This is a genomic window from Bacteroides sp. (assembly GCF_028690125.1).
In the GTDB taxonomy this organism is placed as follows: Bacteria; Bacteroidota; Bacteroidia; order Bacteroidales; family Bacteroidaceae; genus Bacteroides.
Genome location: NZ_JAQVBV010000053.1, coordinates 1 through 22353 on the forward strand (window position 1 = coordinate 1; position 22353 = coordinate 22353).

At 39.0% G+C, this 22353-nt stretch carries 23 protein-coding genes; 19 read left to right on the forward strand and 4 right to left on the reverse strand.

The window, feature by feature from the left end:
* A partial coding sequence (locus tag PHO71_RS22510; protein ID WP_300207831.1) for a hypothetical protein occupies positions 1 to 228 on the forward strand: 228 nt, incomplete at its 5' end.
* An 18-nt stretch (positions 229 to 246) separates the two neighbouring features.
* Positions 247 to 1260, forward strand: coding sequence for a type II TA system antitoxin MqsA family protein (locus PHO71_RS22515; protein ID WP_300207832.1), 1014 nt, complete (start codon positions 247 to 249; stop codon positions 1258 to 1260).
* A 130-nt stretch (positions 1261 to 1390) separates the two neighbouring features.
* Here the strand turns inward: PHO71_RS22515 and PHO71_RS22520 are convergent, their stop codons facing one another.
* Complete coding sequence (locus PHO71_RS22520) at positions 1391 to 1804, reverse strand: cupin domain-containing protein (protein ID WP_300207834.1); 414 nt, start codon at positions 1802 to 1804, stop codon at positions 1391 to 1393.
* 15 nt (positions 1805 to 1819) lie between these two features.
* Entirely contained in the window at positions 1820 to 4861 is a 3042-nt protein-coding gene (locus PHO71_RS22525) for a tetratricopeptide repeat protein (protein WP_300207837.1), read from the reverse strand.
* Positions 4862 to 5410: 549 nt separating this feature from the next.
* Between PHO71_RS22525 and PHO71_RS22530 the strand changes: the two genes are divergently transcribed.
* The 16 genes from PHO71_RS22530 to PHO71_RS22605 all read left to right on the forward strand — a co-directional run bounded on the left by PHO71_RS22530 (position 5411) and on the right by PHO71_RS22605 (position 19432).
* A complete protein-coding gene (locus tag PHO71_RS22530; protein ID WP_300207840.1) occupies positions 5411 to 6142 on the forward strand; it encodes a sigma factor-like helix-turn-helix DNA-binding protein in 732 nt (243 codons plus the stop codon).
* Positions 6143 to 6735: 593 nt separating this feature from the next.
* On the forward strand, positions 6736 to 7740 hold the full coding sequence (locus PHO71_RS22535) for a DUF5688 family protein (protein ID WP_300207843.1): 1005 nt from the start codon (positions 6736 to 6738) through the stop codon (positions 7738 to 7740).
* An 11-nt stretch (positions 7741 to 7751) separates the two neighbouring features.
* On the forward strand, positions 7752 to 7883 hold the full coding sequence (locus tag PHO71_RS22540) for a hypothetical protein (protein WP_300207846.1): 132 nt from the start codon (positions 7752 to 7754) through the stop codon (positions 7881 to 7883).
* Positions 7867 to 8406, forward strand: coding sequence for a JAB domain-containing protein (locus PHO71_RS22545; protein ID WP_300207848.1), 540 nt, complete (start codon positions 7867 to 7869; stop codon positions 8404 to 8406). The genes PHO71_RS22540 and PHO71_RS22545 overlap by 17 nt, the downstream gene beginning before the upstream one ends.
* 6 nt (positions 8407 to 8412) lie before the next feature.
* Positions 8413 to 9393 carry a DUF3991 and TOPRIM domain-containing protein gene (locus tag PHO71_RS22550; protein WP_300207851.1) on the forward strand — a complete coding sequence of 327 codons (981 nt, stop codon included), beginning with the start codon at positions 8413 to 8415 and terminating at the stop codon, positions 9391 to 9393.
* Between the two features lie 342 nt (positions 9394 to 9735).
* Positions 9736 to 10260, forward strand: a complete 525-nt coding sequence (locus PHO71_RS22555) for a hypothetical protein (RefSeq protein ID WP_300207853.1) — start codon at positions 9736 to 9738, stop codon at positions 10258 to 10260.
* A 4-nt stretch (positions 10261 to 10264) separates the two neighbouring features.
* Positions 10265 to 10597 (forward strand): MobC family plasmid mobilization relaxosome protein, encoded by a 333-nt coding sequence (locus tag PHO71_RS22560; RefSeq protein WP_300207855.1) that lies wholly within the window; start codon positions 10265 to 10267, stop codon positions 10595 to 10597.
* Positions 10598 to 10607: 10 nt separating this feature from the next.
* Positions 10608 to 12038: a relaxase/mobilization nuclease domain-containing protein gene (locus PHO71_RS22565; RefSeq protein ID WP_300207857.1), complete on the forward strand. Its 1431-nt coding sequence runs from the start codon at positions 10608 to 10610 to the stop codon at positions 12036 to 12038.
* A 25-nt stretch (positions 12039 to 12063) separates the two neighbouring features.
* On the forward strand, positions 12064 to 13230 hold the full coding sequence (locus PHO71_RS22570; protein ID WP_300207859.1) for a hypothetical protein: 1167 nt from the start codon (positions 12064 to 12066) through the stop codon (positions 13228 to 13230).
* 9 nt (positions 13231 to 13239) lie between these two features.
* Positions 13240 to 13647 carry a hypothetical protein gene (locus PHO71_RS22575; protein WP_300207861.1) on the forward strand — a complete coding sequence of 136 codons (408 nt, stop codon included), beginning with the start codon at positions 13240 to 13242 and terminating at the stop codon, positions 13645 to 13647.
* A complete protein-coding gene (locus PHO71_RS22580; RefSeq protein ID WP_300207863.1) occupies positions 13647 to 14798 on the forward strand; it encodes a PcfB family protein in 1152 nt (383 codons plus the stop codon). Before PHO71_RS22575 ends, PHO71_RS22580 begins: the two co-directional genes overlap by 1 nt.
* Positions 14798 to 16999 carry a VirD4-like conjugal transfer protein, CD1115 family gene (locus PHO71_RS22585; RefSeq protein WP_300207866.1) on the forward strand — a complete coding sequence of 734 codons (2202 nt, stop codon included), beginning with the start codon at positions 14798 to 14800 and terminating at the stop codon, positions 16997 to 16999. Before PHO71_RS22580 ends, PHO71_RS22585 begins: the two co-directional genes overlap by 1 nt.
* 177 nt (positions 17000 to 17176) lie before the next feature.
* Complete coding sequence (locus tag PHO71_RS22590; RefSeq protein ID WP_300207868.1) at positions 17177 to 17554, forward strand: hypothetical protein; 378 nt, start codon at positions 17177 to 17179, stop codon at positions 17552 to 17554.
* 63 nt (positions 17555 to 17617) lie between these two features.
* Positions 17618 to 18460, forward strand: coding sequence for a hypothetical protein (locus PHO71_RS22595; RefSeq protein ID WP_300207871.1), 843 nt, complete (start codon positions 17618 to 17620; stop codon positions 18458 to 18460).
* Between the two features lie 12 nt (positions 18461 to 18472).
* On the forward strand, positions 18473 to 18880 hold the full coding sequence (locus tag PHO71_RS22600) for a DUF4313 domain-containing protein (RefSeq protein ID WP_300207874.1): 408 nt from the start codon (positions 18473 to 18475) through the stop codon (positions 18878 to 18880).
* A gap of 15 nt (positions 18881 to 18895) precedes the next feature.
* Positions 18896 to 19432 (forward strand): PrgI family protein, encoded by a 537-nt coding sequence (locus tag PHO71_RS22605; protein WP_300207876.1) that lies wholly within the window; start codon positions 18896 to 18898, stop codon positions 19430 to 19432.
* A 40-nt stretch (positions 19433 to 19472) separates the two neighbouring features.
* Here PHO71_RS22605 and PHO71_RS22610 read toward each other — a convergent pair whose 3' ends face one another.
* Together PHO71_RS22610 and PHO71_RS22615 are read right to left on the reverse strand one after the other, a co-directional pair.
* Positions 19473 to 19805: a type II toxin-antitoxin system RelE/ParE family toxin gene (locus PHO71_RS22610; RefSeq protein ID WP_300207879.1), complete on the reverse strand. Its 333-nt coding sequence runs from the start codon at positions 19803 to 19805 to the stop codon at positions 19473 to 19475.
* The gene (locus PHO71_RS22615) at positions 19802 to 20065 is read right to left on the reverse strand and encodes a type II toxin-antitoxin system Phd/YefM family antitoxin (RefSeq protein ID WP_300207882.1); all 264 of its coding nucleotides are present in this window, start codon (positions 20063 to 20065) and stop codon (positions 19802 to 19804) included. The genes PHO71_RS22610 and PHO71_RS22615 overlap by 4 nt, the downstream gene beginning before the upstream one ends.
* Positions 20066 to 20258: 193 nt before the next feature.
* Between PHO71_RS22615 and PHO71_RS22620 the strand changes: the two genes are divergently transcribed.
* Positions 20259 to 22353, forward strand: a 2095-nt coding sequence (locus PHO71_RS22620) for a VirB4-like conjugal transfer ATPase, CD1110 family (protein WP_367279927.1), incomplete at its 3' end; no start/stop codon positions are given.

Consider the following 22353-nt stretch of genomic DNA (forward strand, 5'->3'; position numbering starts at 1 on the left):
TTAGCAAAACATGGATTGACGATAAAAGATGCGAAGGAAGAAATCCTTGAACTGGTGATAAATAACTATTATAAGGGACCAAAAAAAGATTTTGATAAGCCAGGTGAGATCTGGGAGTTCAAGAAATCAATGAATGGAACTCAGTTTTATATAAAATTTAAAGTAGTGGCTGAGAATGGAAGAGAAATATTAAAGTGTTTAGGGTTCCATGATGATGAATTTATATGATATCTTTTGAGGTGATTGATGATGAAAAAATATTGTGAAGAATGTGGAAAAGACGTTAATACAACCGTTGTTTTAAGAGAAGAAGAATACAATGTATGTGGCGAAAAAATAGCGGTTGAAGCTAGAGTAATGACATGCTGCGAGTGTGGTGAAGAGTTTTATAATGAAGAATTAGATAATGAGACTCTTGTGAACGCGTATAATATTTACCGCCAAAGACATAGATTACTGATGCCGGATGAAATTAAGCAAATCAGAGAACAGTATGGCTTAAGTCAAAGAAGCTTTGCCAAGCTATTAAACTGGGGCGATAAGACAATACATCGTTATGAAAATGGTTCCTTGCAGGATAAAGCACATAATAGTATGTTGCTGTTTTTGAGAGAACCTATGAACATGGCTGATTATTTGGCAGAGAACGAGGTGGGATTAGATTCCGCACAAAAAGAAAAATTACAGCATCGATTAGTAGAACTTGAGGGAACGAAAGAAAATAGAATTGGAAGTAAATTACTTGATGTGTTGCTTCGAAAAGAGCCTTGTATTGAGAATGGGTTTAAAAGCTTTGATTATGAAAAATTCTATGCTTCAGTTTTGTTTTTTGCAAATAAATGTGATGAATTACTGAAGGTAAAGTTATTAAAATTGCTTAATTATTCAGATACGATTTTTTACAAAGAAAATGGAATATCAATTACAGGAACGCAATATGTTCACCTTCCATATGGTCCGGTTCCGGAGCATTATGATGTTTTGTTTGGATTGATGGAGGCTCAAAATATAATAACTATTAGCATTAACTTTGAAAATGGTTATGAAAAACATCATGTACTACCAATGACTTCTGATTATATGAATATACTATCGCAAGAAGAGATCGAGGTCATGACGCGTGTATATAATAAATTTGTAAATTTTGGATCAGTAGAAATATCAAATTATTCACATGAGGAAGTTGGATATAAGGAAACCCAAAAAGGGGAGATAATCTCATATAATTATGCAAAAGATATTGTATTAGAAAGATCGTGATTTCCCCCAGTGTAATGAAATGTTAACGGAATATGGTATTTAAGAATTGAAATTATTTATTGTTCGATTAAGTTTAGCCAGTGGTTGTATCTTGACCACTGGCTTATTTTTTTGAGGGAACGTCCCAAGACTAATCCCATTTTTTGAACCATTCCTGCACATCATCACTTGCTTCCACAACAACTTTATCATTGCCGGGAGGTGTTTTAATAAATAAAATTGTCGTACCACCGAGAGATTTCTGAGCATATTTCGTTCCTGGGTCAATGCGGTAAAAATCACCAGAGGTATAATAGGTTTCTTCGCCTGTGTCAACATTAAGATACTTTGTTTCGCCACTAATCATATATTGATATTCGTAAGCTACCTTATGACAATGAGGGGCTTCGATGGTATATTCCTTGTAGTCTGTAATACCAATTTCAATATTGGTATCGTCGATATGGTCGAGCTCCTGCGGTAAATTGAGATGCCCAGCAAGATATTGTCTTGTTGTACTTTTAATTGCGTCGTTGATGGATGTAGCTGTAAGTTTCTTAAACATATTCTCTTCCTCCAATCATAGATATTCAAATCTTATGATGCTTTTATCCCCAGAAATAAGATTTATGATTTTTTTCGATAGTACGTTATATCCTAATTCTTCTGAGCTTGTCTTTAGTTGATGAAGCTTTTCGATATCAGCAATACCTGTAGAAATCAATATAGCTCGTTGATATGCGGTTTCCAGGTTGAGTTCTCCCCATTTCTGTTCAATTTCTAAATAAGTGTTTCTGGCTTTTTCGTAGTGTTCGAATGCTAAATCAAAGTTGAATAAATCAGTATAACAGTTGCCAAGAGCAAGATTGATGTGTCCTATCCAACCTTTTATACCAAGTGATGTTGCGATAGGCATTGCCTCGTTAAAATAAACCAATGCATCAGTCGTCTTACCTGTTAAGCGTTTTATTTCGCCGATAATACATCTTAGATAAACGGCATATCTCCAGAGTGCATGATCCGTTGCAATTTTTAAACCCGTAGTGCAAATCTGCTCTGCTAAATCAAACTGGCCATTAGCGCAATGCATTTCCGCATATTTCCGCATCCCTCTGCATAGTAAACCGGTTAACCCATTATCCTTTGCTATCCTATTGACCTGCTGTAAATAATGGTCGGCTTGTTCAAAATTGCCCATTGGGAGATGAATGTGTGCTCCAAGCATGAAGAGCATTTCACAATATTGGGCAGTAAACTTTTCTTGGTCTACAAGATCGATAATTATTTTTAAATCATCTTGAAGTGTTAGAAGCGGCACATAGAACATCTGGTGATGAACTCTGCGGATATAAAGATTTAGGCGATAACCGTCATTGGCAATTTCATTAATCTGAAATTTGCTCAGATACTCAGTAATCAACTCTACAGCTTCTTTGTATTTTCCGGACAGGTGAATCATATCCGTCATTACAGCAAAAAACTCTGTACCACCAAGTAAACTGCGTTTTGTGTTAAACATATTCAAGAAATGTTCAAGTAAATAATTCGTTTCGCCTGATATTTGAAGACGCTTAACAATGCTGATATATTCTGATTCAAGGCGAGACAAAACCTGTTCTTGACTTTCGGCAGCTTCAAGATGATGTAGCAGCTCTGTAAAATAAAAGCGAATATCATCCACGGGGATTTTCTCTGGGGATAATTGTTCTTTATAGTAGCTCACCATACAGTTGTCAATAGACTTTCTTAACTCATCTTTGATGTGTTTCTTTATCTCATCACGCATTAAGATATGAATGATATATTTGCTGTTAGGTTCATGCTTAATGAATGAGAAGGAATTGAAATTATCAAATTCGGTAATCGCATAACCAGTTTGAAATTGCTCAGTGAGCATCTTAAATATTTCAAAATCATAAAAACGAGGAATTGAAAGGATTCGCAGGACAGACACTTCATTTTTTGCGAGACTCTTAAAAAACCGTTCTTGAATTTTATGAAATCCTCCGTCAAAGCAAGATGGAGTTATCTCATTGCTCGAGTTTTGTAGCTTATAATAAGTATCCACACATAAGTCAAGATAATACGGGTGACCCTTTGATGCATTGATGATACTGATTTGTATAGTAGCATCTTCGATTTTACAATTAGAAAGGTAGAGCTTTGCATACTCCGGTGAAAGCACATCTAATGGAACGAGTTGAATTTTGTCAAGCCACATTTTGTTTTCGAGCTCCCATTGAAGCTTTTCCCTTCCTGACAATACAAATACGACATTCTTAAGCATATCCGCCATCGTACGTATCCAGGCATCGTTACGGAGCTTGTTTTCTTCACCGCGACCTACCTCCCAGAGAAGTTCATAAGTATCAAAAAACAACACACACTTATTGATGCCTTCAATCGCCATATGACGAAAGAGATCAACTGCAAAGAATCTTGGGAGTTGTTCCTCTATATCGGCTGCGCTGCATTCTTCCAGTGCTGCAATCTGTTCTTTTATGGATTCGTCTAAAGCAAAATATTGACTAAACTCATTATAAATTAGTTCTGTTATACCAGAGGTTGAATTATATAGAGCAGAATTACTGGATGAATGATGCAGCTCTAGAACTTTTCGAGATAGTGCATTAGGCAATCCGCTATCTCGAAAAGAAAATTGAGGGTTTCTTTTTATAAAGCACAACGTGACCGCAATATCAAAATGTGGGAATGTTGTGCCTATTTTATTTTCCAGTGAAATTAATGCCTTATATGGAGAACGCAAAGAGGGGTCGTCAAAGTCAACAGACGAGAGCAGAACACCTTGCTCTTTCGTGTACTCTTTGAGGTTCTTTACGAGGCTTGATTTGCCGATACCTCCAATTCCGTAATACATAATGACATTTTGATTGTACGGAGGTTCACTTCCAAGAATGTCATAAAACAATTTTCTCGGTGCTTTGCGGTCTATGAATTCTTTCGCCGGAACATGAGATTTGAAAAAACTACTCACATCAATAGAAGGAGTGGGCTTTTTGGAGGTATTGAGAGATGGAATCTCCACAATCGACGTATTCTTCGGCTTAACTGTCTTGTTTTGATTACATTTTGGGGTGCCAGCGCCCATGCATACCGCTAAAACCCAAACCTCAGCGAGATAATCAGCCTCAGATTTTTTCTTAAACGATAACTCTAGGGATCTTTTTTTCGGTTCCCCCATTGTGACATCATTTTGTACGAGAACGGAAACATTGCCAGTTACAACGGACAAAAGGTTCATCGGAATGTTAGGGATAAGATTTTGATTAAAATAGTCAGCCACCTCTTTAGCTGCCTCTTTTCGCTGGGCAGCTTTTAATATGGCTGCATTTAATGAAATTTTATTGTTGATCGTTCCGCTAATCCAACTCTTGCTTAAGTCAGGAAATTTTAACTCTTCCTTTCGCTGCAATTTGTATGTTAGTGATTCAAATAAGAGTTCATAGAGAAATTCTTGTTTGGAAGCATCGCGTTCTAATGCTTCGGGGCGAGATTCAAAGTTGTTCTTGTCCGCATCAAATAACTTTTTCTTTACAGTTTTGCTCATTTTAGATTTTAATGCATCACCGAAAGACCGCATGGTGAGCGACTTCTCTGTCATATCCATCCCCCCTTTAAAAAACTTTATCTGAACTGTCCGTGAACTATGTGCGAACTACATTTAACTTGTCTTCTGGTATCTTAAGGACAAGCAGAAAACGCTTGTGCAACATTTTAATCTGTAGAAAAAAACTTTTATTAAATTATACCACGATTTTACAAAAGAATCTATTAAAAGAAGTGAAATGACACCATGGTACAGGAAAAACCATTGTATCTTTTTAGGTACTTGCTAGTTTAGGCAAAGCTGCAATATTTCATAAGGTTCTCGCAGGAGCTACTCCTGTTTGAATAAATACAAAAAAATATCGAATAGCCTTAGGTGCGCAATCTGGCAAAGGATATCTCATATGGTCGTTTCAAAAAGCAGTCTTTTACTGCTTTGAAAAGAAAACGGTCAATTGAAGTACCCTCTGGCTTATTGTGCATTTTTCGATTTCACAAGGCTGTCAGTGCGCTTCATGAGAGGAAAGACATTTTCTATAGATGTCCTTTGCTAACCCCTGCGTTATGCAGGTTCCGTAACCTTTGGCGGAAAGGCAAGGATAAAATGAAAAAAACAGTATTTTGTAGCACATTAGCACAGGAGGTAGTTACCTTCCAGGATCTGATTAAGGTATTGGAGGGTATTCGAGAAGAGCTTCCTAATGACTGTAACGCACGAAATTCTATGATCAGAAAAGTTAACAAGAAGGAGAAGAGCGTTTCTTATCAGGTACCAAGTGCAAAAGCATTGAGGGAAGCCGGTATTCCTATGCTGATGAAGGAAGATATCACAGAAGATACCAGGGTGACAGTATTTGCAAATGGTTATGTGGAATACCGTCAGGCATCCCATAAAACGATCTTCTCAGTAGATGATTGTAGAGGAGACTACACAGATTCATCGGAAGTGAGTGTGTCTGGGGTGATAGCTGCGGAGAGTTTTCGTCAGGAAAAGTGGTATTTCAGATTAATTCTGGAAGGAGAACAGAAAATTAGCCACAATACACAGGCGGCTGAGAAAAAACGTCAGATTTCTTATGATGTGGATTACGCAGAGGAAGGAATTATGTTAGATCCGGCAATTCAGACAATCGAGAGACTTTGTAATAAGGAAGCGATGGTGGATTATCTTTCCTGCCTTACAGAACGCCAGAAAGAAATTGTGTATAGGCATTTTGTTCTGGAACAGACCAAGACAGAGATTTCAAAAGCATTGGTCATTTCCCAGGCGGCAGTAACAGATGCACTAAAACATGCCTTTAAAAGAATTCGAAAAAATTATTTTACAACTACTTAAGTTCATGCAGTTGCCAAGTGTGATGACTGAGGGAAAAAAACGAAAGTTTTTATTCTCCACGGTACATTGACAATTGAATAGCATCCGCAGTTGGTGATATCTGCAGTATGAGCGTGCATTCTGCATACCGCTGTAGAGAAAACACTCCGGAATGGCTACTGGGGTAGGAACGGACAGCTGAAGGGATGCGCTTATTTTAATTATGATATTTACCGAGGGAGTCCCCTCCGGCAGATATCATCAGAAGAGGATTGCAGAATCTTGAATAGAATAATTATGATGCTATCATAAATAAAATACAAGGAGCACAATCTTCGGATTATTAATAGGAAATCCAATAAAGGAAGGAAAAAATTGGTTTGCATTTGAAAGAAAAATCAAAAAGGATTATTGCCATACACGCAATAGTTCTTTTTTTCATTGTAACGATTCTACCAGGGGGATATAAAACAATAAAGAAGGAGAAGTGACCAGAAGATGAATTTTTGTGTTTTTGAACATTATTGGACATATTTGAAATTCAAGTTATGTCTAATAAAAGTAGAAAATGAACAAAACCCCCGTCTGAAAAAATTCTGGTTACGAAAGAATTTATGATGAATTACGAACTATTCAAAGAAGTAGTGGCAGAGAAATTCCAGGAATTCATGCAAGAGGAATACAAAGACTATCGGGTCGATGTTCATTCCGTAACAAAGGTTAACAAGACCATGGATGCTTTGAATCTGGTTCCAACAGGAGATGAAAATCACCATACGGTACCAACGATCTATCTTAATGACATGTATGAGCACTATCAGAAGACGAATGATCTTCAGGAGATATTGCAGACGGCAGCATCTAAAGTTGAACATGCCATGAAGGAAGTGCCAGATATGGTGCCTGCCATAGACTTTGGTACTGCAAAGGACAACATCGTATTCCAGCTTGTGAATACAGAGCAGAATAAAGAGATGCTACAAGACACACCTAACAGAAGCTTTCAGGATTTATCCATTATTTACCGCTGGATAGTGAAAGTGGATGCAGACGGTATTCAGAGTACAGTGGTCCATAACTCACTTGCGAAAAAGCTTGGTTTATCCGAAGAGCAGATGTTCAAACTTGCGGTGGAGAACACCAGAAGAATTTTCCCGCCAACAGTGAAGTCTATGAATGATGTTATCCGTGATATGTTTATGAAGGATGGTATGCCTACTGAGATGGCAGATATGATGATTGGTGAGATACCTGCCCAGCAGACGATGTGGGTAATCAGCAATGACAGAGGTATTAACGGGGCTATTTCTATGTTATATGAGGATAAGTTGCACGGTCTGTCAGAGAATCTGGGAACAGACCTTTATATCATGCCTTCAAGCCTGCACGAGGTAATTGCTGTATCTGCTTCCATGGGTGATCCCAACGAACTTGCACAGATGGTAGCGGAAATCAATATGGATCAGGTTGCTTTAGATGAGAGATTATCCAATCAAGTATATCACTACGATAAGGATGTCAGAAAGCTTAGCCTGGCAACAGATACCCCAAATAAGCGATTAGATGGGATTGTTGCAGAACCAAAGCTGATCTATGATGCCAAAAATCAGTCTAGATAGAGGAGGTTTCGATGGAGCAGGGACTTAAGGAAAAAGCATTAACCATGCAAGAACTGATTACGCTCATCAATAACGCCGAAGAGGACTTTCTCATAAGCATCTCGCTTGGAGAGGAGGCAGACACGAATGGCGAAAAAGAATGAATTTAAGCTGGATGTTGTTTCAGTAAGACTTGTAAAGGATGCTCCCATATACTCGGAGCGTCCTTTCAATAGCCCCTATGAAGTAGTCTCCGTTCTTGGTGATTCTATGTGCGAACTGGATCGGGAAGTCGTATGTGTAGTGAATTTGAAATCAGATCTTACGCCGATCAATGTACACTTTGCCAGTATGGGCTCACTAAATGAGGCAATGGCACATCCAAGGGAATTGTTTAAGTCAAGTATCCTTAGTAATGCAGCTAGTATGATCATCGTCCATTGCCATCCATCTGGAAATTTATTGCCAAGCAAAGCAGATACGATGTTGACGGACAAAATGAACAAACTATGCGACCTTATGGGGATAAATTTGACAGATCACGTGATTGTCGGAGCAGATAACCGAGAGTTCTTTAGTTTTAAGGAAAAAGGACTACTATCGAATCCTAAAGTTATACTGACGAACGATTACAAGTTATTGGATTTTCCATCACCCATGATAGCGGAGCGAGGAAAGGCAAGGTAAAAGTGTTTGGATGTAAACAGATTTACGGAAGAAGAATTAGCAATTGCTAAGAGTGTAGATTTGACAGAGGTTGCTTCTAGTCTTGGATTTACCGTGAAACGAGTGGGCAAATATCATACATTGAAAGAAATGGACTCCATCAGAATTTATGAGAAATCTCATTGGTTTCGGTGGTCCAGGCAGTATGAAAAAGGGAGCAATGGGGGTTCTCAGATTGATTTCCTTAGAGTCTTTGGTGGAATGGAAGTAAAAGAAGCAGTGTTTTGGCTTTTGGATTTTGCGGGATACCGGAGAATATCGGAAGATGAGAGAAAGATAGAATTAAAGTATCAGGTGGTAACGAAACAGAACGAAACAAAGGAATTTGTGCTTCCTATTCCATCAAAGGATAATTCTTATTTGTACACGTATCTTAGGAAAGATCGTGGATTAAGTACTCAGATTATTCAGTATTTTGTGGATAAAAAACTAATTTATGAGAGCCGACAGTATCACAATGTGATTTTTAGGGGAAATGACAAAGAGGGAGTTACCAGATTCGCAAGCATGAGAGGTGTGTTTGATAAGGAAGGAAAGTCATTCAAATGTGATGTTATAGGCAATGATAAGAATTATGGCTTTAATGTAACAAATGAGAAAAGTATTGAATTGGTCGTATTTGAAGCTGCCATTGATCTTATGAGTTACATGGAGATTTTTGCAGATTTTGATTCGAATAAAATAGCCCTTGGTATGCTTTCAGATGCTCCACTTATTACGTTCTTAAAGGAAAATCCACAGATTTTATCCATACGATTTTGTCTTGATAATGATGAACCGGGTAGAACGGCTTCCAAGGAACTATGTGAGAAATACTATGGACTTGGATATGAAGTGGAAGATATTCCTCCGCCAGCCGGATATAAAGACTACAATGAATGGCTGGTAGCTACAAAACGGGGGTTAGAAGGTGTGATTGCAAATAGTGCAATCAAAAAAAGGTTGTGATTTTATAAAGTAAATTCACAAAGCCAAATTGAGTGCATAAAATACACTCACTAAAATTGTCATGACAGCCGAGTAAAATATTTTTACAAAAGTGATTGCAAAATATACATTCAAAATTGCCCTGTGATAGTAATTATTACACTCACAGGGCATAAGTGATTGTAAAAAGTACACTCACTTATATAAATAAGGGGTTTTAGGGGATTTTTCCCCTAACTAGAAGCGTCAGGAGCAGAGCTATCTCTGACGCGTATCTAGCCCCACACGGGGGGAACTTTAGCAGGGACGTAAAAGCAAGAATAGGGATTTTTGAGATACAAGATAGGGAGGTGCAAGGAAGTAATGGAACAGGAAATTATACTGTTTACTAAGCCGGAAGAATTGATAAAGTGGGTGAAGGAAAATGATTTGCCTTATGATATCTTTATTGAAGATGCCGGGATTCTTCTTGGTTATTTGGAAGGTCATGATTATGCCATTGGACATAGTGAAGATGGTGTATTGTACCGGAAAGATATGGGGGAGGAGAATGGTGAAATTGAAGTATACACAATGGATGAGGTAATAGATATCGTTTGTGAATGGAACTATGAAAAGATTCTTGAGGCGGATGCAGGTAGGAATAAACCCAAGGACTCCATAGATTATACAGATCGTCAAAGCGAATATGAGAGATTGAAAGTGGATGAAATTCGATTGGACAGATTATTTGAGATGACACACTATGCGAGTGAAATTGAAGCATTGGCGGTAAAGCTTGCGAATGAGTTCATAGAAAATATGAATCATAAACAAGGTATTGATACAGCGGTGCGCACGGTTTCAGAAGGCATACAGCAACATTCCACAGGTAACAGAGGAAGGTGATTGGATGGCAGACAGTATTCATTGTATTAAGAAGACGCTACGCTTAATGCCGCGGGAAGCCAAAGAGCTGGCAGAGAAAGCAAAGGATGTGGGAATGAGAGAAGCAGAATATATCCGCGTATTAATCCGGCAGAAGCCCAACGACTATCCTGAAATCCGAAAACTTTTAAAGTCTTTGATTAATGAAGTGAACCGTATTGGAATCAATATCAATCAGATTGTTTTTAACCATAATTCAGGACTTTATTTAGAGGAAGATAAGAACAGACTGGTTGCCTATATGAGAAAGCTGAATACCTCGGTGAATGAGGTGGTGATGCAGATTGGCAATCAGTAAGATTCTTCATATGAAGGACTGCGGAGGAGAGTTTCATGGAAAGCATTTGAAAAATTCTCTGGAGTATATTCTGAAACCAGAGAAAACGCAGGAGGGAAGACTTGTTGGTGCAATCAACTGTCAGGTGGATACAGCGTTTGAACAGATGAAGGAAACGAAGAGAGTCTTTGATAAGCTTGACAAGCGGCAGGGATATCATCTGATTCTTTCCTTTAAGGAAGATGAGGTTGACACGGATACTGCGCTTGAGATTACACAGAAATTTACTCAGGAGTATCTTGGTGAGGAATATGAAGCTGTATATGCAGTACATGACAACACGGATCACGTTCATTCTCATATTGTTTTTAACAGTGTCAGTTTTGTTTCCGGTAAGAAATATCGTTATGAAAAAGGAGATTGGGCTAGAGATATTCAGCCTATTACAAACAGACTCTGCAAAGAGTATGGTCTATCTATCATTGATATTGAAAAAGGAAAGGGAGAGCGGGCAAATGAGAATTATAAGGATTGGAGCGAATATCGGGAAGGACAGTTTGTTTGGTCAGATATGATAAAGCGCGACTTGGATTCCTGCATTATCCAGTCAAATTCATTTGATGATTTTGTGAATTTATTGATTGAAAAAGGTTATGAAACAAAGCAAGGAAAGCATTTTGCTGTGAAACCGCCTGGGATGACGAGGTTTAAGCGATGCAGGTCAATGGGAGAGAATTATTGCGAAGAGCAGATTAGAGAGCGAATCAGGAAGGAAGACTTAGCTTTCTATCAGATACGAAAAGAATCAGTGAAGCCGCAAATTGTGAAATGCTACGTGAAGCGATATAAGAGGTCTAAAATGTCAGGATTACAAAAGCGATATTATGCTAAGTTATATCGGATCGGACAGATGAAGAAGAAACCATACAGCCAGGTATGGAAGTATAAAAATGACATACAAAGGATGAAAAAGCTACAAGAGCAATACCTGTTTTTAACTAGGCACGACATACACAACATGGCTGAATTAGCAGGAGAGATAGAAATTCTGACTGATAAGAGAAGGGAAGCTTCCTCTGAAAAGAGTAAGGTATATCGTGCAAGAGCCAGGTGTGAAAATTTATTTGCGATTGCGAATGAATTGCAAATGCTAAAACCTGCAGAAGAGTCATTTCAAAAAGGGGATGCCTTTTTTATGGAAGAGCATAATCAGTGGATATTATTGGTAGAACAGCTCCGTAAAAATGGATACTCCATCGTAGAAGTAGAACAATTAAAATGTTACTACAAGGATCAGATGGCTTTAACAGGTGCAAAGGAGAAGACTGTATTTCGTGAATTGAATATTGGTAAATCGATTTGGAAGGATCTAAACGCGGAGGAAACAGAAAAAGCAAAACAAGAAGATATGAATAAAAAGATCGAATATGACAGTGACAGGAAAGAGCAGCCAAGACGATAGGCTGTTATTTTTTTAGGAGGTATGTATGGAACAGACGCTAAGCAAAGGTGAGATTAATAAGCATATTGACGTTTTAAGAGCGGCAAAAAGATACAGTGAAGAAATCATTGCATTGGTGAAGGAGGATTTGGAATATGGTCTTTCAAAGGAGCAGACAGAACTATACTTAAAGCAAGGATATAACATAGGACAAATGAGAGTATTATCGGAATGCTTGCGTAATGGAAAATCGGATGAGTTTGTAACATTATTAGAACGAAGCGAGTTAACAGCGCCTCAGATGCAAGTGGCATTTGAGTTCTATCAAAAGGGTGTTCCGATTGGGAGTATCGAAGAGGTAGTAGCAAGGAAGGAAATGCCTATTGCTATGAGAGCTGCATTTAGTAAGTTTATAGATCAGATTCAAATAGTAAAGCAAGAGACTTCTATGGAACCAGAATATGTGCAGGAGCTTATAAAGAAGATGGAGGGGATTGTGAGTACAATCTGTTTTCAGGAGGAGCGATATGATGCCTTAAATGAAAAGCTCACTATATTTGAATCCACGAAGGCAGATGAGCAGATCAGAGACAATCTGGTGAAGGAGAATGCGGATAAGGAGCAGTTATTAAATGATCAGCAGGATAAACTGAACCAAGCCAATTCTGCAATTTCTAGATTACGTGAACAGATAGAGCTTAAGGATAAGGAGATGAACCGTATGAGCAATAGAATTGAAACCTTGGAGGATAAACTGCTTCATGCCACCAGTACTAGTGCGGTCACGCCACAGGAGCCAAAGAAGGAAGAGGGAAAGAACCTTCAAAGCGAAGCGAAGAAAGAAGGCGCAAATGTGACACAGCAGTCAATTTTGACAGAACCGATGGGGATTCCTATTTTTTATCAAGTACCGGTTGTTGATACGCAGGGAAGGGTAATCCAGAGAGTTCAGCTTGATAGATCTGAATCAAAAACAAATGGGGTCATAGGTTTATTATCCAAGCTGTGTTTTAAGAAAAAATCCAGAGCAGATATCGTAAAGTTAGTTGCATGTGGTGATCTGGCTCCAGCTCAACTGATACAGATTAAGAGCGGGATTGAAAAAGGTCTTACGGAAGGACAGTTAGTGGAGTTGATTAATAATAATGTGGCAGCTGAGAAGATGAAAGAAATTATTGAAATTGCTGTTCTGGAAAACAGTATGGCATATTAGGAGGCGTGTATGAATTTAGAAATTGTGGAAGAAGCAGTGTTCATTATGAATGAGGTAAATCATCAATTTTCAGAGTCAGAAAAAGAATTCGTAGTACAGTTTGCTTTTAAGTCTGGAAATAAGGATTTAACGAGTCTTTTGATTGAAGAGCTTTGTCAGGCGGGTAATGACACAGAGTCAATACAGATTATTCAAAAGTATTCAGCAATGATTCATGAAAAGCCTAATTGGGTGGAACAGATTGAAAATTTGCTGGTGGCACTTGAAATGTATCGTATTGAGGAAGAAAAGGCAATGAATCGATTGGCGGATATTTTAAGTGCTTATGGTATCAATGTTTCTATAGAGGAGATTCGTCAAACGGATACCGAAGAGTTAATAACCATGGTAAAGAAAGAAAAAATGGAGGTACGCTAATGGCAGAAGAAATTCAGGAAGTAGTGCAAATTATCCGTGTGGCATATGACGGAATTGAGATTGCAATGAAAGTTGGAAATGGAGGAATTAGTGCCATGCAAAAGGCAATCGACTTTCTAAAAGGAATACTGGATTATGAGAAGCAGCTTGGGAAGACATCCATGAGAAAGCTTTTGATAAAAGGCGGTGATTTGCAGGTATTACAGTTTGAGACGGAAGACATGTCAAAGGTGGAGAAGCTAGCCAAGAAATACGGAATTCTGTATTCTATATTGCCGGATATGAATAAGACAGATGGGAAGAGTGAGGTGATTTTTCATACAGAGGCTGTACCACGAGCCAATATGATGATACAGAAATTAAAGTTTGGTCGTATTGCAACCTTTGATGATTATCTGAAGAATGGTGATGAGAATACATTCGGGAAGATGATGGATTTTTTAAAAAAGCAGCAAGGGAAAACGGGAAATGGATTCCCCACAATAGTCCACACTGAGGAAGGGGCAAAAATCAATGCTGCAATTGATGGACTGATTGAGAAGGTTGGTCTTTTTGCCATGGAGAAACAAAGTATCAGTGTGGACGTGATTAAGGAGAATTTTAGTATTGGAAATGAGCAGGCAGAAACGGTAATCAAGCAACTTGAGACTATTGGTTTCATTGGAGCCAAAGATAATGAGGGGCAGCATAAAGTGATAATGGATAAGGATGCTTTTCTGAATCGTGTCAGAGGATATCAGGAGCTGGCTGAGAGAATGAGAGCGGTATCCGCATCAAAGAATTTAAATCTATCAGATATTACAATCAGTAAGAGGTTGGTGGTAGAGGAAAACGACCATGCGATTAAGACCAGAGTACCCGGAACATGGGGAGAAAATGCAAGATATTTTTGGATCAATAAAGAGAATATCATGGATATTCATAATGGAAAGACGATGCTGACGTTCCTTGATACCAGTAAGAACTATAAGATGTACAATGAGGAGAATCGTGTCCTAGAAACTAAGAGGGGAGATGAACTCTTTAGTCATTATGACAAAGTGGAATCTTCTCTACGTGAGCGTTATGAAAGTGCAGTGGAAAAGAATACCGTAAAGACCCAGAGGAAGAATACGACAAAGACATCAACATCCACTAAGAGGACGAGGTAATGAAGACAAGTAAAAAGAAACCATCTATCTTGCTTCTTCTGCTTGGGGCTGTTCTTGCCGGGTATATGGGATATCTGGTTGGTGGAGCTTGGGAGCGTGGCATTAAGATTACTGAGTTTATGAATCGATTTCATGAGATTTGTGATGCTCCATTGGCAAATTATTATAATGTGTATACAGTAAAAGCGATAGCCATTGCCGTAGGAATCTATGGAATGGCTGTTGTTATGTATTACACCAGTCAGAGAAACTATATGCCTGGCAAGGAGTTTGGTACTGCAAGGTTTGAGAATCCAAAACAGGTAAATAAAGTGCTGATGGATAAGGACGAAAACTTCAATCGAATCCTAAGTCAGAATGTAAAGATGTCTTTGGATTTCAGAAAACTGAAATTGAATGGGAACATTCTTATCTGTGGAGGTTCTGGTGCGGGAAAGACCTTTTATGAGGTAAAACCAAACCTGATGCAGATGCCTCATAACTGCTCGTTTATCTGTACAGATCCAAAGGGAGAGATCGTCAGAAGCTGTGGTCAGATGCTAAAAAACAATGGATACAATGTAAAGGTGATAAATCTTTTGGATATGGAGAAATCAGATTGTTATAATCCGTTTTCGTATATTAGAGAAGAAACCGATGTTGTAAAACTGATCACCAACCTGATTTCGAATACCACACCAAAAGGCGCAAATCCCTCGGATCCATTTTGGGAGAAGGCGGAAGGAATGTTTCTACAGGCGATTTTTTATTATGTGTGGCTGGAGGAAAAGCCTTCAAAAAGAAATTTTGAAACCGTATTAAAGCTACTGGGGGAAGCAGAAGTAACCGAGCAGGGCAAGCCGTCCCGACTGGATGTGCGAATGAAATTCTTAGAGGAGCAGTCACCTCTTGGGACAAACCATCCGGCAGTGAAGCAGTATAACAAATGTATGAGAGGTGCTGGAGATACGGTTCGTTCCATTATTATCAGTGCGAACTCCAGACTTGCATTTTTGGAGAATCGACAGGTGCTAAGACTTTTATCAAAGGATGAGCTAAATCTTGCGGATATTGGGATTGGAGTGAATGGGGATGGAGAGACGAAGACAGCGGTTTTTTGTGTCATTCCGGATTCCGATAAATCCTACAACTTTATTATAGGTATGCTTTATACACAGATATTTCAGGAACTTTATTATCAGGCCGACTTTAACTGTGGTGGCAGACTTCCAATCCATGTAACCTTGATGCTTGATGAGTTCGCAAATGTGGCATTACCGGATGATTTCTGTTCCTTATTATCTACTATGAGAAGCAGGGAGATTTCATCCATTATTATCATTCAGAATTTTGCCCAGCTAAAAGCTCTGTTTAAGGATACCTGGGAGACCGTTCCGGGGAACTGCGACACCTTTATTTATCTCGGAGGAAACGAGCAGGCGACCCATAAGTACGTGTCGGAACTTCTTGGCAAGGGCACGATTGATAAGAAGTCAAGCGGAGAAACAAAGGGGCGTCAGGGGAGTTCATCCAGAAACTATGATGTGTTAGGCAGAGAGTTATTTACGCCAGATGAAGTGCGAAAACTGGATAACAAGAAATGCATTGTTTTTATCCGTGGGTTTGATCCGATTATAGATGGCAAGTATGTTCCATTTGGACATCCCATGTTTAATCAAACAGCAGATGGAAATGGAGAACCCTATATTCATGTGATAAATGGAAAAGCAAATCTGCTTGGTCCACCCTTTGAAATCCTGTCGGAGAAGGCAGTAAAGCATTATGAAAAGCGCAAGGAGAAAGGTGAGAACATCTATATTGATACTCTATCTTATGACGAGTTTATGATGCTCGGAGATAAGGCGCTTGGAAGAAGATTTACAAAACGGGATGAGAAGGAACAGAAGGATAAAATAAATCGTGAACTGGGGAATGAACTTGAGTTCATGGATGAGTCACAGAAATCAGATAGTTCCTCAGCAGGTGGTTCGGGTGGTAATTCCTTGGGAAGTAGACGAGTGGTACCAAGAGAAACGCCTGCATGGGAGGATACCATATCAAATCGTATGCTTCATTGGGATTATTCTGTTGAGCAAAAAGAAGAAGTCAGAAAAGCAATCGCTGCCGGAATTTCAAAGATAAAGATTATGGAATATTTTTATCCCGATGTATCAATGGAACAGATGAGAACATATCGAGAAGCGCAGGCAGCAATGCATTAATCGGCTGTGGTATGAGCAAAACACCTATTAGGGGGAATCCAGACTATCCTTATGTACCAGGAGCAATCCTGTTAATATAGATTCAACAAAATAATGCAGAATATAAGCCAGTGATCAGAGGAAAACTTTCGCGCTGGTTATTTTTCTGCCTCAAGTTCAGAAAGGGGATTTAACGTTATGAAACGAGAACAGATTACAGTAATGAATAACAATGAAACGATGGAGGGAAAGAAGATGAAGGGATTAATTAGTAGAGCAACGAAGAAAATTGTACCAGCGATTTCAGGGGGAATGATGGGTGTGATTCTGATGAGTACAACCTGTTTTGCAGCATCTGGAACATCAGCAGTAACACAGCCGCTTGATAATTTAAAGACATTAGTAATTGCGGTGATTGGCGCTGTTGGTGTCATTATCCTTGCTAAGAATGTTATGGAATTTGCACAAGCATATCAGCAGCAGGACTCTTCTACAATGAACTCTGCACTTAAAGGTATCGTGGCGGGTGTCATGATGGCAGGTATTTCAGCAGTATTAACCTTCTTGGGTTTTTAAGACGTATAGGAATATTCAGTTTGGGGTGGAAACACCCCAAACGATAGGGAAGGGGTGACAAGTATGGATATTTTCAAACTTGGAGGCAAAATACTTGACCTGCTTGAAATGGTATTCGGATTTTGGAATAACCAGATATCGTTGGTGTTTTCAATGCTGGGACAGTCTCCGGTAAATTTCAAAGGTGGCGGACCATGGGGTGTCATTGAGGGAATAGAACCGATCTTTGTAGCGGTTGGTTCTTCTCTAGTGGTGCTATTTTTCGTCATTGGCTTTTGTTCGGAGAGTGTGGATGTCAGGGAGGAGATGCGATTTGAAGTAATACTTCGTATGCTGATCCGACTAGGGCTTGCGGAGTGGTTTGTAGCAAATAATGTGACCATCATGAAAGCATTTTTCACATCAATTGGGAATCTGGTTAATCTTATATCAGCAGGAAATACAACCACACTTACCATTGACAGTACGCAGGCAGATATCATTAAGAATTTGGGCTTTGGAGAAAGTTTGGTCATGCTGATACTGACTGCACTTTTGTCCATTATTATCATTATCTGTGGTTTCTTTATTATTTACACGGTGTACTTTCGGTTCTTAAAGATATTGATTATCGTACCACTTGGGGCAATTGCTTTTTCAACCATGGGAGGAAACAGAACGGTAAGCAATACGGTAGTAACCTACTGTAAATACTTCTTATCTGTTGTATTTGAGGCAGTAACCATGGCACTTGCCATTATTATATGTAATGCCTTTGTAAATGCAGGGCTTCCATCCTTTACCGGAGGATATGCAGCCTGGGCACAGACCCTGATTTATTTGTGTGAAATGACATTCACGATTGCCATGACCGTGGGTAGTGTGAAAGGAGCACAGTCACTTACAAGTAAAGCATTTGGATTATAGAAGGAGAAGCAGATGGAAGATAGAAAAACAATGGAACTAGCGACCCAGTGGGGAAGCACAGTAGAGGTGCAACTGGAAATTAACAATTATATGAATAATAACGGACTTTATCTCGGGCTTATGAGTAGAGAAGACGAATACTTTGAACCTTACGGGGATATGTCGGTTAATCTTGGAATAAAAGCTCCTGACTACTGTGCCTATGTTGACTTAAACAATATGCCAGAGTTAGAAAAGTTTATCGAAACGAATGATTTGGGAGAATTCACAGGACTGACGCAGAGAAGTGGCTTTTGTGAATATCTCCTTTATATGTTCCATGTAGATAAGTTAAGAGATTTGTGTCCGGATGGTATGGCAACTTATGAAGCAAACATCGGAATCGCAAAAAAGCCAGAAACAATAGAAATGAGTCGATAGGGGGTAAGAAATTTGGTGATTGAAGTGAACAAAGATATCGACCGCTATCAAGAGACCGTAGCAATGGGCTTAAATGTAAAGCAGATTATATTCTCTACTGCTAGTGTTATTGTGGGTGGAGGCATGGTATTACTCTTATACCGATATATCGGTCTTACAGGAGCTGCTTATGTGGCGATTCCCTGTGTGGCGCCGATTGCACTGGGAGGTTTCTATTCCTATAACGGGATGAGCTTTTATGAATACATGAGACGACAGATTTATTTCATGATTGGAAACAAAGCACTTACTTACCGTTCTACGGAAGGTGAGACAGTAATCAAGGAACTTCGGATTGAAGTGGGTGGAATTGGTCAGATGAGTAAGTGGAAGAAGCAGAAATCTTGTACAGATAATAAGGCAGAAGTAAGAAGAATGACAGATTCGCAGAATCGAAAGAAGCAGGAGGAATTTGAAGCTATAAAGAAAAAGACAAAAAAGATGCTATTTGGAGGCATTGCTATAATCATTGCAATAATTGCTGGGCTTGCGGCGAACAGGTATATGATGTAACAATAATCGACCTGCCGTGAAAAAGGCAGGTCATTGACTTTTACAATAAGGAGAAACCTTGACGTAAGATTGCAGTCCAGTTGCTTTTCTGGTAGAGAAAACGCACAACGACAACTCTGTGAGTTTCTTCTGATATGACATAAAAAGCAAGGTAACCGTCAACTATTATAAAACGGATTCCCCAAGATGCTAAAACAGGATCATCTACTAGTCTGAATTTCTCGGGAAAATCAGCAAGGGAATTAATCTGAAGTTCAGCTTTATCAAGCAGGTCATCTGCAGCTTTTGGATTTTTGAGAACGAATTCAATATGGTCAGAGGCTTTTAAAAGATCTCGTTCTGCGGTAGCTGTGATGTGGACGTCGTAAGTCATCGGCTACGTCTGCTCCTGATGGAAGAGATTGCCTCTGAGAAGGGACGGGTATTGTTATTTGCAATATCATCTATCCCTTCTTTTATCTGTCCGTATAATTCAAAGCGACTGTTCATTTCCTCGTAGGTTTCAATGCTCATAACAGCAAGGTCGCCTTTTCCGTTTTTCGTAATGAAAACGGGTTCGGGATATTTATGACATATAGTTGAGATTTCATTGTAATTGTTTCGTAGTTCAGCACTTGATTTGATCGTGGGCATAGTTAGCACCTCCAAATAAAATATAACAATATTATACACATATTTTGTTATATGGTCAATGGCAATTATGTCAATAGTACAGGTAACTATAAGTAACATTAATCATTGTCTGACATATCTGGTCGGGACAATCCAGGCATATGCCGGGATTGTCCCCGGCTATGCATCGTATTTGAAAGCGAGGTTAGATAGAATGGGTTTATTTGCAGACGGGTTTAAGGAGTTAAAGAAAGCCAGCGAGCCGCTTTTTAAAACACCGAAATCCATACAGGAAACCATAGAGATTATGGCGGTAGCAGAGAATGGGATTTTTGAAGTCAGTAAAGGACAGAAAATGTCATTGAATAAGTATTCCAAGTGCTACCGTTTTCAGGATATTAACTATACTACCGCCACGGAAGATGAGCAGATTGGCATTTTTGAAAGGTACTGTAAATTCTTAAATTCTCTTGATTGCAACTATAAGATAACAATCAACAATAAGAATAAGAATATGGCAGAGCTTCGTGAGAAAGTACTGATTGCAAAACAAGAGGATGGGTATAATACCTTTCGAAGAATTTACAATGACATCATTGAGGAGAAGATACAGGAAGGAAGACAAGGTATCGAACAGGAGAGATACTTGACCATTACTATTGAGAGAAAGAACTTTGAAGAAGCAAAGGCGCAGTTTGCCACCTTAGAGGCTGCTATACACAAGGCTTTTATTGAGCTTGGGGCTGAGATTGTGCCATTGTCTGGGAATGAGAGACTTCGTGTACTCTATGATTATTATCATTTAGGGAACGAGGGAAGTTTTGATTTTGACATCAAGCAGGCGAAGAAGGTGGGAAGTGATTTTCGAAATGATCTTTGTAACGGAATGATTAAGTATTTCCCGGATCACTTTGAAGACGAAAGTAAGTATTGCAGGGCGCTTTTTATTAAGAAATATCCCAGCAGCTTGTCCGATCGATTTATTAATGAAATCACTTCATTACCAGTACATTCCATCACAAGTATAGATGTCGTTCCGGTGCCAAAGGATTTAACTACCAAGGTGCTTCAAAGGAAATATCTTGGTATCGAATCAGACATTATTAAGCAACAGAGAATTCGAAATAAGAATAATGATTTTGCGACGGAAATCTCTTATGCAAAGAGAACGGAGAAAAAAGAGATTGAAGCAATCATGGATGATGTACGTGAGAATGATCAGTGCTTGTTTTATGTGGCGGTCACTATTATTGTGATGGCAGAGAGTAAAAAAGAACTGGATAGCATATGTGAAACGATTGAGACTATAGGGAAGCGAAATAGCTGTACCATTGATACTCATTATTTACAGCAAAGAGAAGCGCTCAATACTGCTCTGCCGATCGGGGTAAGACAGGTAGAGAACATGAGAACACTGCTTACACAGTCACTTGCTGTGCTTATGCCTTTTAATGTACAGGAACTTAACGATACTACAGGTAATTACTACGGAATCAATCAGATTTCAAAGAACGTAAATATTGGTAATCGTAAGAAGCTGATTAATGGGAATGGCTTTGTATTTGGAGTTCCAGGTTCTGGTAAGTCATTCTTTTGTAAGATGGAGATGGGTAATGTATTTTTATCCGGAAACGATGAAATTATAGTTATAGACCCAATGGATGAATATTTTGACATTGCACGGACTTATGGTGGAACGGTAGTAAATATGTCCACCTATACGGATAACTATGTAAATCCACTGGAAATGGATGTTTGGAGCCTTGATCCGAACGACTCCAAGGGAATGGTAAGAGAAAAGGGTGAATTCATGCTGGGTCTTTGTGAACAGTGTATTGGTAACAGCTTAAATTCTCGTCAGAAGTCAATCATTGACCGATGTGTAAGAAAGCTCTATCTGGATATAGCACAGAAGAAGCCAAACAAGTATGGCTCGGAGAAGTATATTCCGGTAATGAGTGATTTTTATGAGCTGCTTTTAGAGCAACCAGAGGAAGAAGCAAAAGATATCGCATTATCTTTAGAGTTGTTTGTAAATGGTTCGCTTAATATCTTTAACCACCAGACTAACGTTGATGTGGATAATCGCTTCACGGTGTATGGCATCAGAGATTTGGGTGCCGAGTTAAGTCCTATCACAATGCTTGTAATGATGGAGGCAATTCAGCAGAGAATTGTCGAGAATGGTCAAAAGGGAAAGGCTACCTGGCTCTATATTGATGAGTTTCATGTGCTTTTAAATTCTGAATATTCAGCGAAGTATCTGCAACAGCTTTGGAAGAAGGTTAGAAAACAGGGTGGTCTTTGTA

Coding starts and splice junctions, on each gene's coding strand:
- PHO71_RS22520 (WP_300207834.1), bottom strand. CDS start 1,804: ATGTTTAAGAAACTTACAGCTACATCCATCAACGACGCAATTAAAAGT.
- PHO71_RS22530 (WP_300207840.1), top strand. CDS start 5,411: ATGAAAAAAACAGTATTTTGTAGCACATTAGCACAGGAGGTAGTTACC.
- PHO71_RS22590 (WP_300207868.1), top strand. CDS start 17,177: ATGAAACGAGAACAGATTACAGTAATGAATAACAATGAAACGATGGAG.
- PHO71_RS22570 (WP_300207859.1), top strand. CDS start 12,064: ATGGAACAGACGCTAAGCAAAGGTGAGATTAATAAGCATATTGACGTT.
- PHO71_RS22575 (WP_300207861.1), top strand. CDS start 13,240: ATGAATTTAGAAATTGTGGAAGAAGCAGTGTTCATTATGAATGAGGTA.
- PHO71_RS22515 (WP_300207832.1), top strand. CDS start 247: ATGATGAAAAAATATTGTGAAGAATGTGGAAAAGACGTTAATACAACC.
- PHO71_RS22535 (WP_300207843.1), top strand. CDS start 6,736: ATGATGAATTACGAACTATTCAAAGAAGTAGTGGCAGAGAAATTCCAG.
- PHO71_RS22615 (WP_300207882.1), bottom strand. CDS start 20,065: ATGCCCACGATCAAATCAAGTGCTGAACTACGAAACAATTACAATGAA.
- PHO71_RS22600 (WP_300207874.1), top strand. CDS start 18,473: ATGGAAGATAGAAAAACAATGGAACTAGCGACCCAGTGGGGAAGCACA.
- PHO71_RS22545 (WP_300207848.1), top strand. CDS start 7,867: ATGGCGAAAAAGAATGAATTTAAGCTGGATGTTGTTTCAGTAAGACTT.
- PHO71_RS22595 (WP_300207871.1), top strand. CDS start 17,618: ATGGATATTTTCAAACTTGGAGGCAAAATACTTGACCTGCTTGAAATG.
- PHO71_RS22555 (WP_300207853.1), top strand. CDS start 9,736: ATGGAACAGGAAATTATACTGTTTACTAAGCCGGAAGAATTGATAAAG.
- PHO71_RS22560 (WP_300207855.1), top strand. CDS start 10,265: ATGGCAGACAGTATTCATTGTATTAAGAAGACGCTACGCTTAATGCCG.
- PHO71_RS22565 (WP_300207857.1), top strand. CDS start 10,608: ATGAAGGACTGCGGAGGAGAGTTTCATGGAAAGCATTTGAAAAATTCT.
- PHO71_RS22525 (WP_300207837.1), bottom strand. CDS start 4,861: ATGACAGAGAAGTCGCTCACCATGCGGTCTTTCGGTGATGCATTAAAA.
- PHO71_RS22585 (WP_300207866.1), top strand. CDS start 14,798: ATGAAGACAAGTAAAAAGAAACCATCTATCTTGCTTCTTCTGCTTGGG.
- PHO71_RS22580 (WP_300207863.1), top strand. CDS start 13,647: ATGGCAGAAGAAATTCAGGAAGTAGTGCAAATTATCCGTGTGGCATAT.
- PHO71_RS22540 (WP_300207846.1), top strand. CDS start 7,752: ATGGAGCAGGGACTTAAGGAAAAAGCATTAACCATGCAAGAACTGATT.
- PHO71_RS22610 (WP_300207879.1), bottom strand. CDS start 19,805: ATGACTTACGACGTCCACATCACAGCTACCGCAGAACGAGATCTTTTA.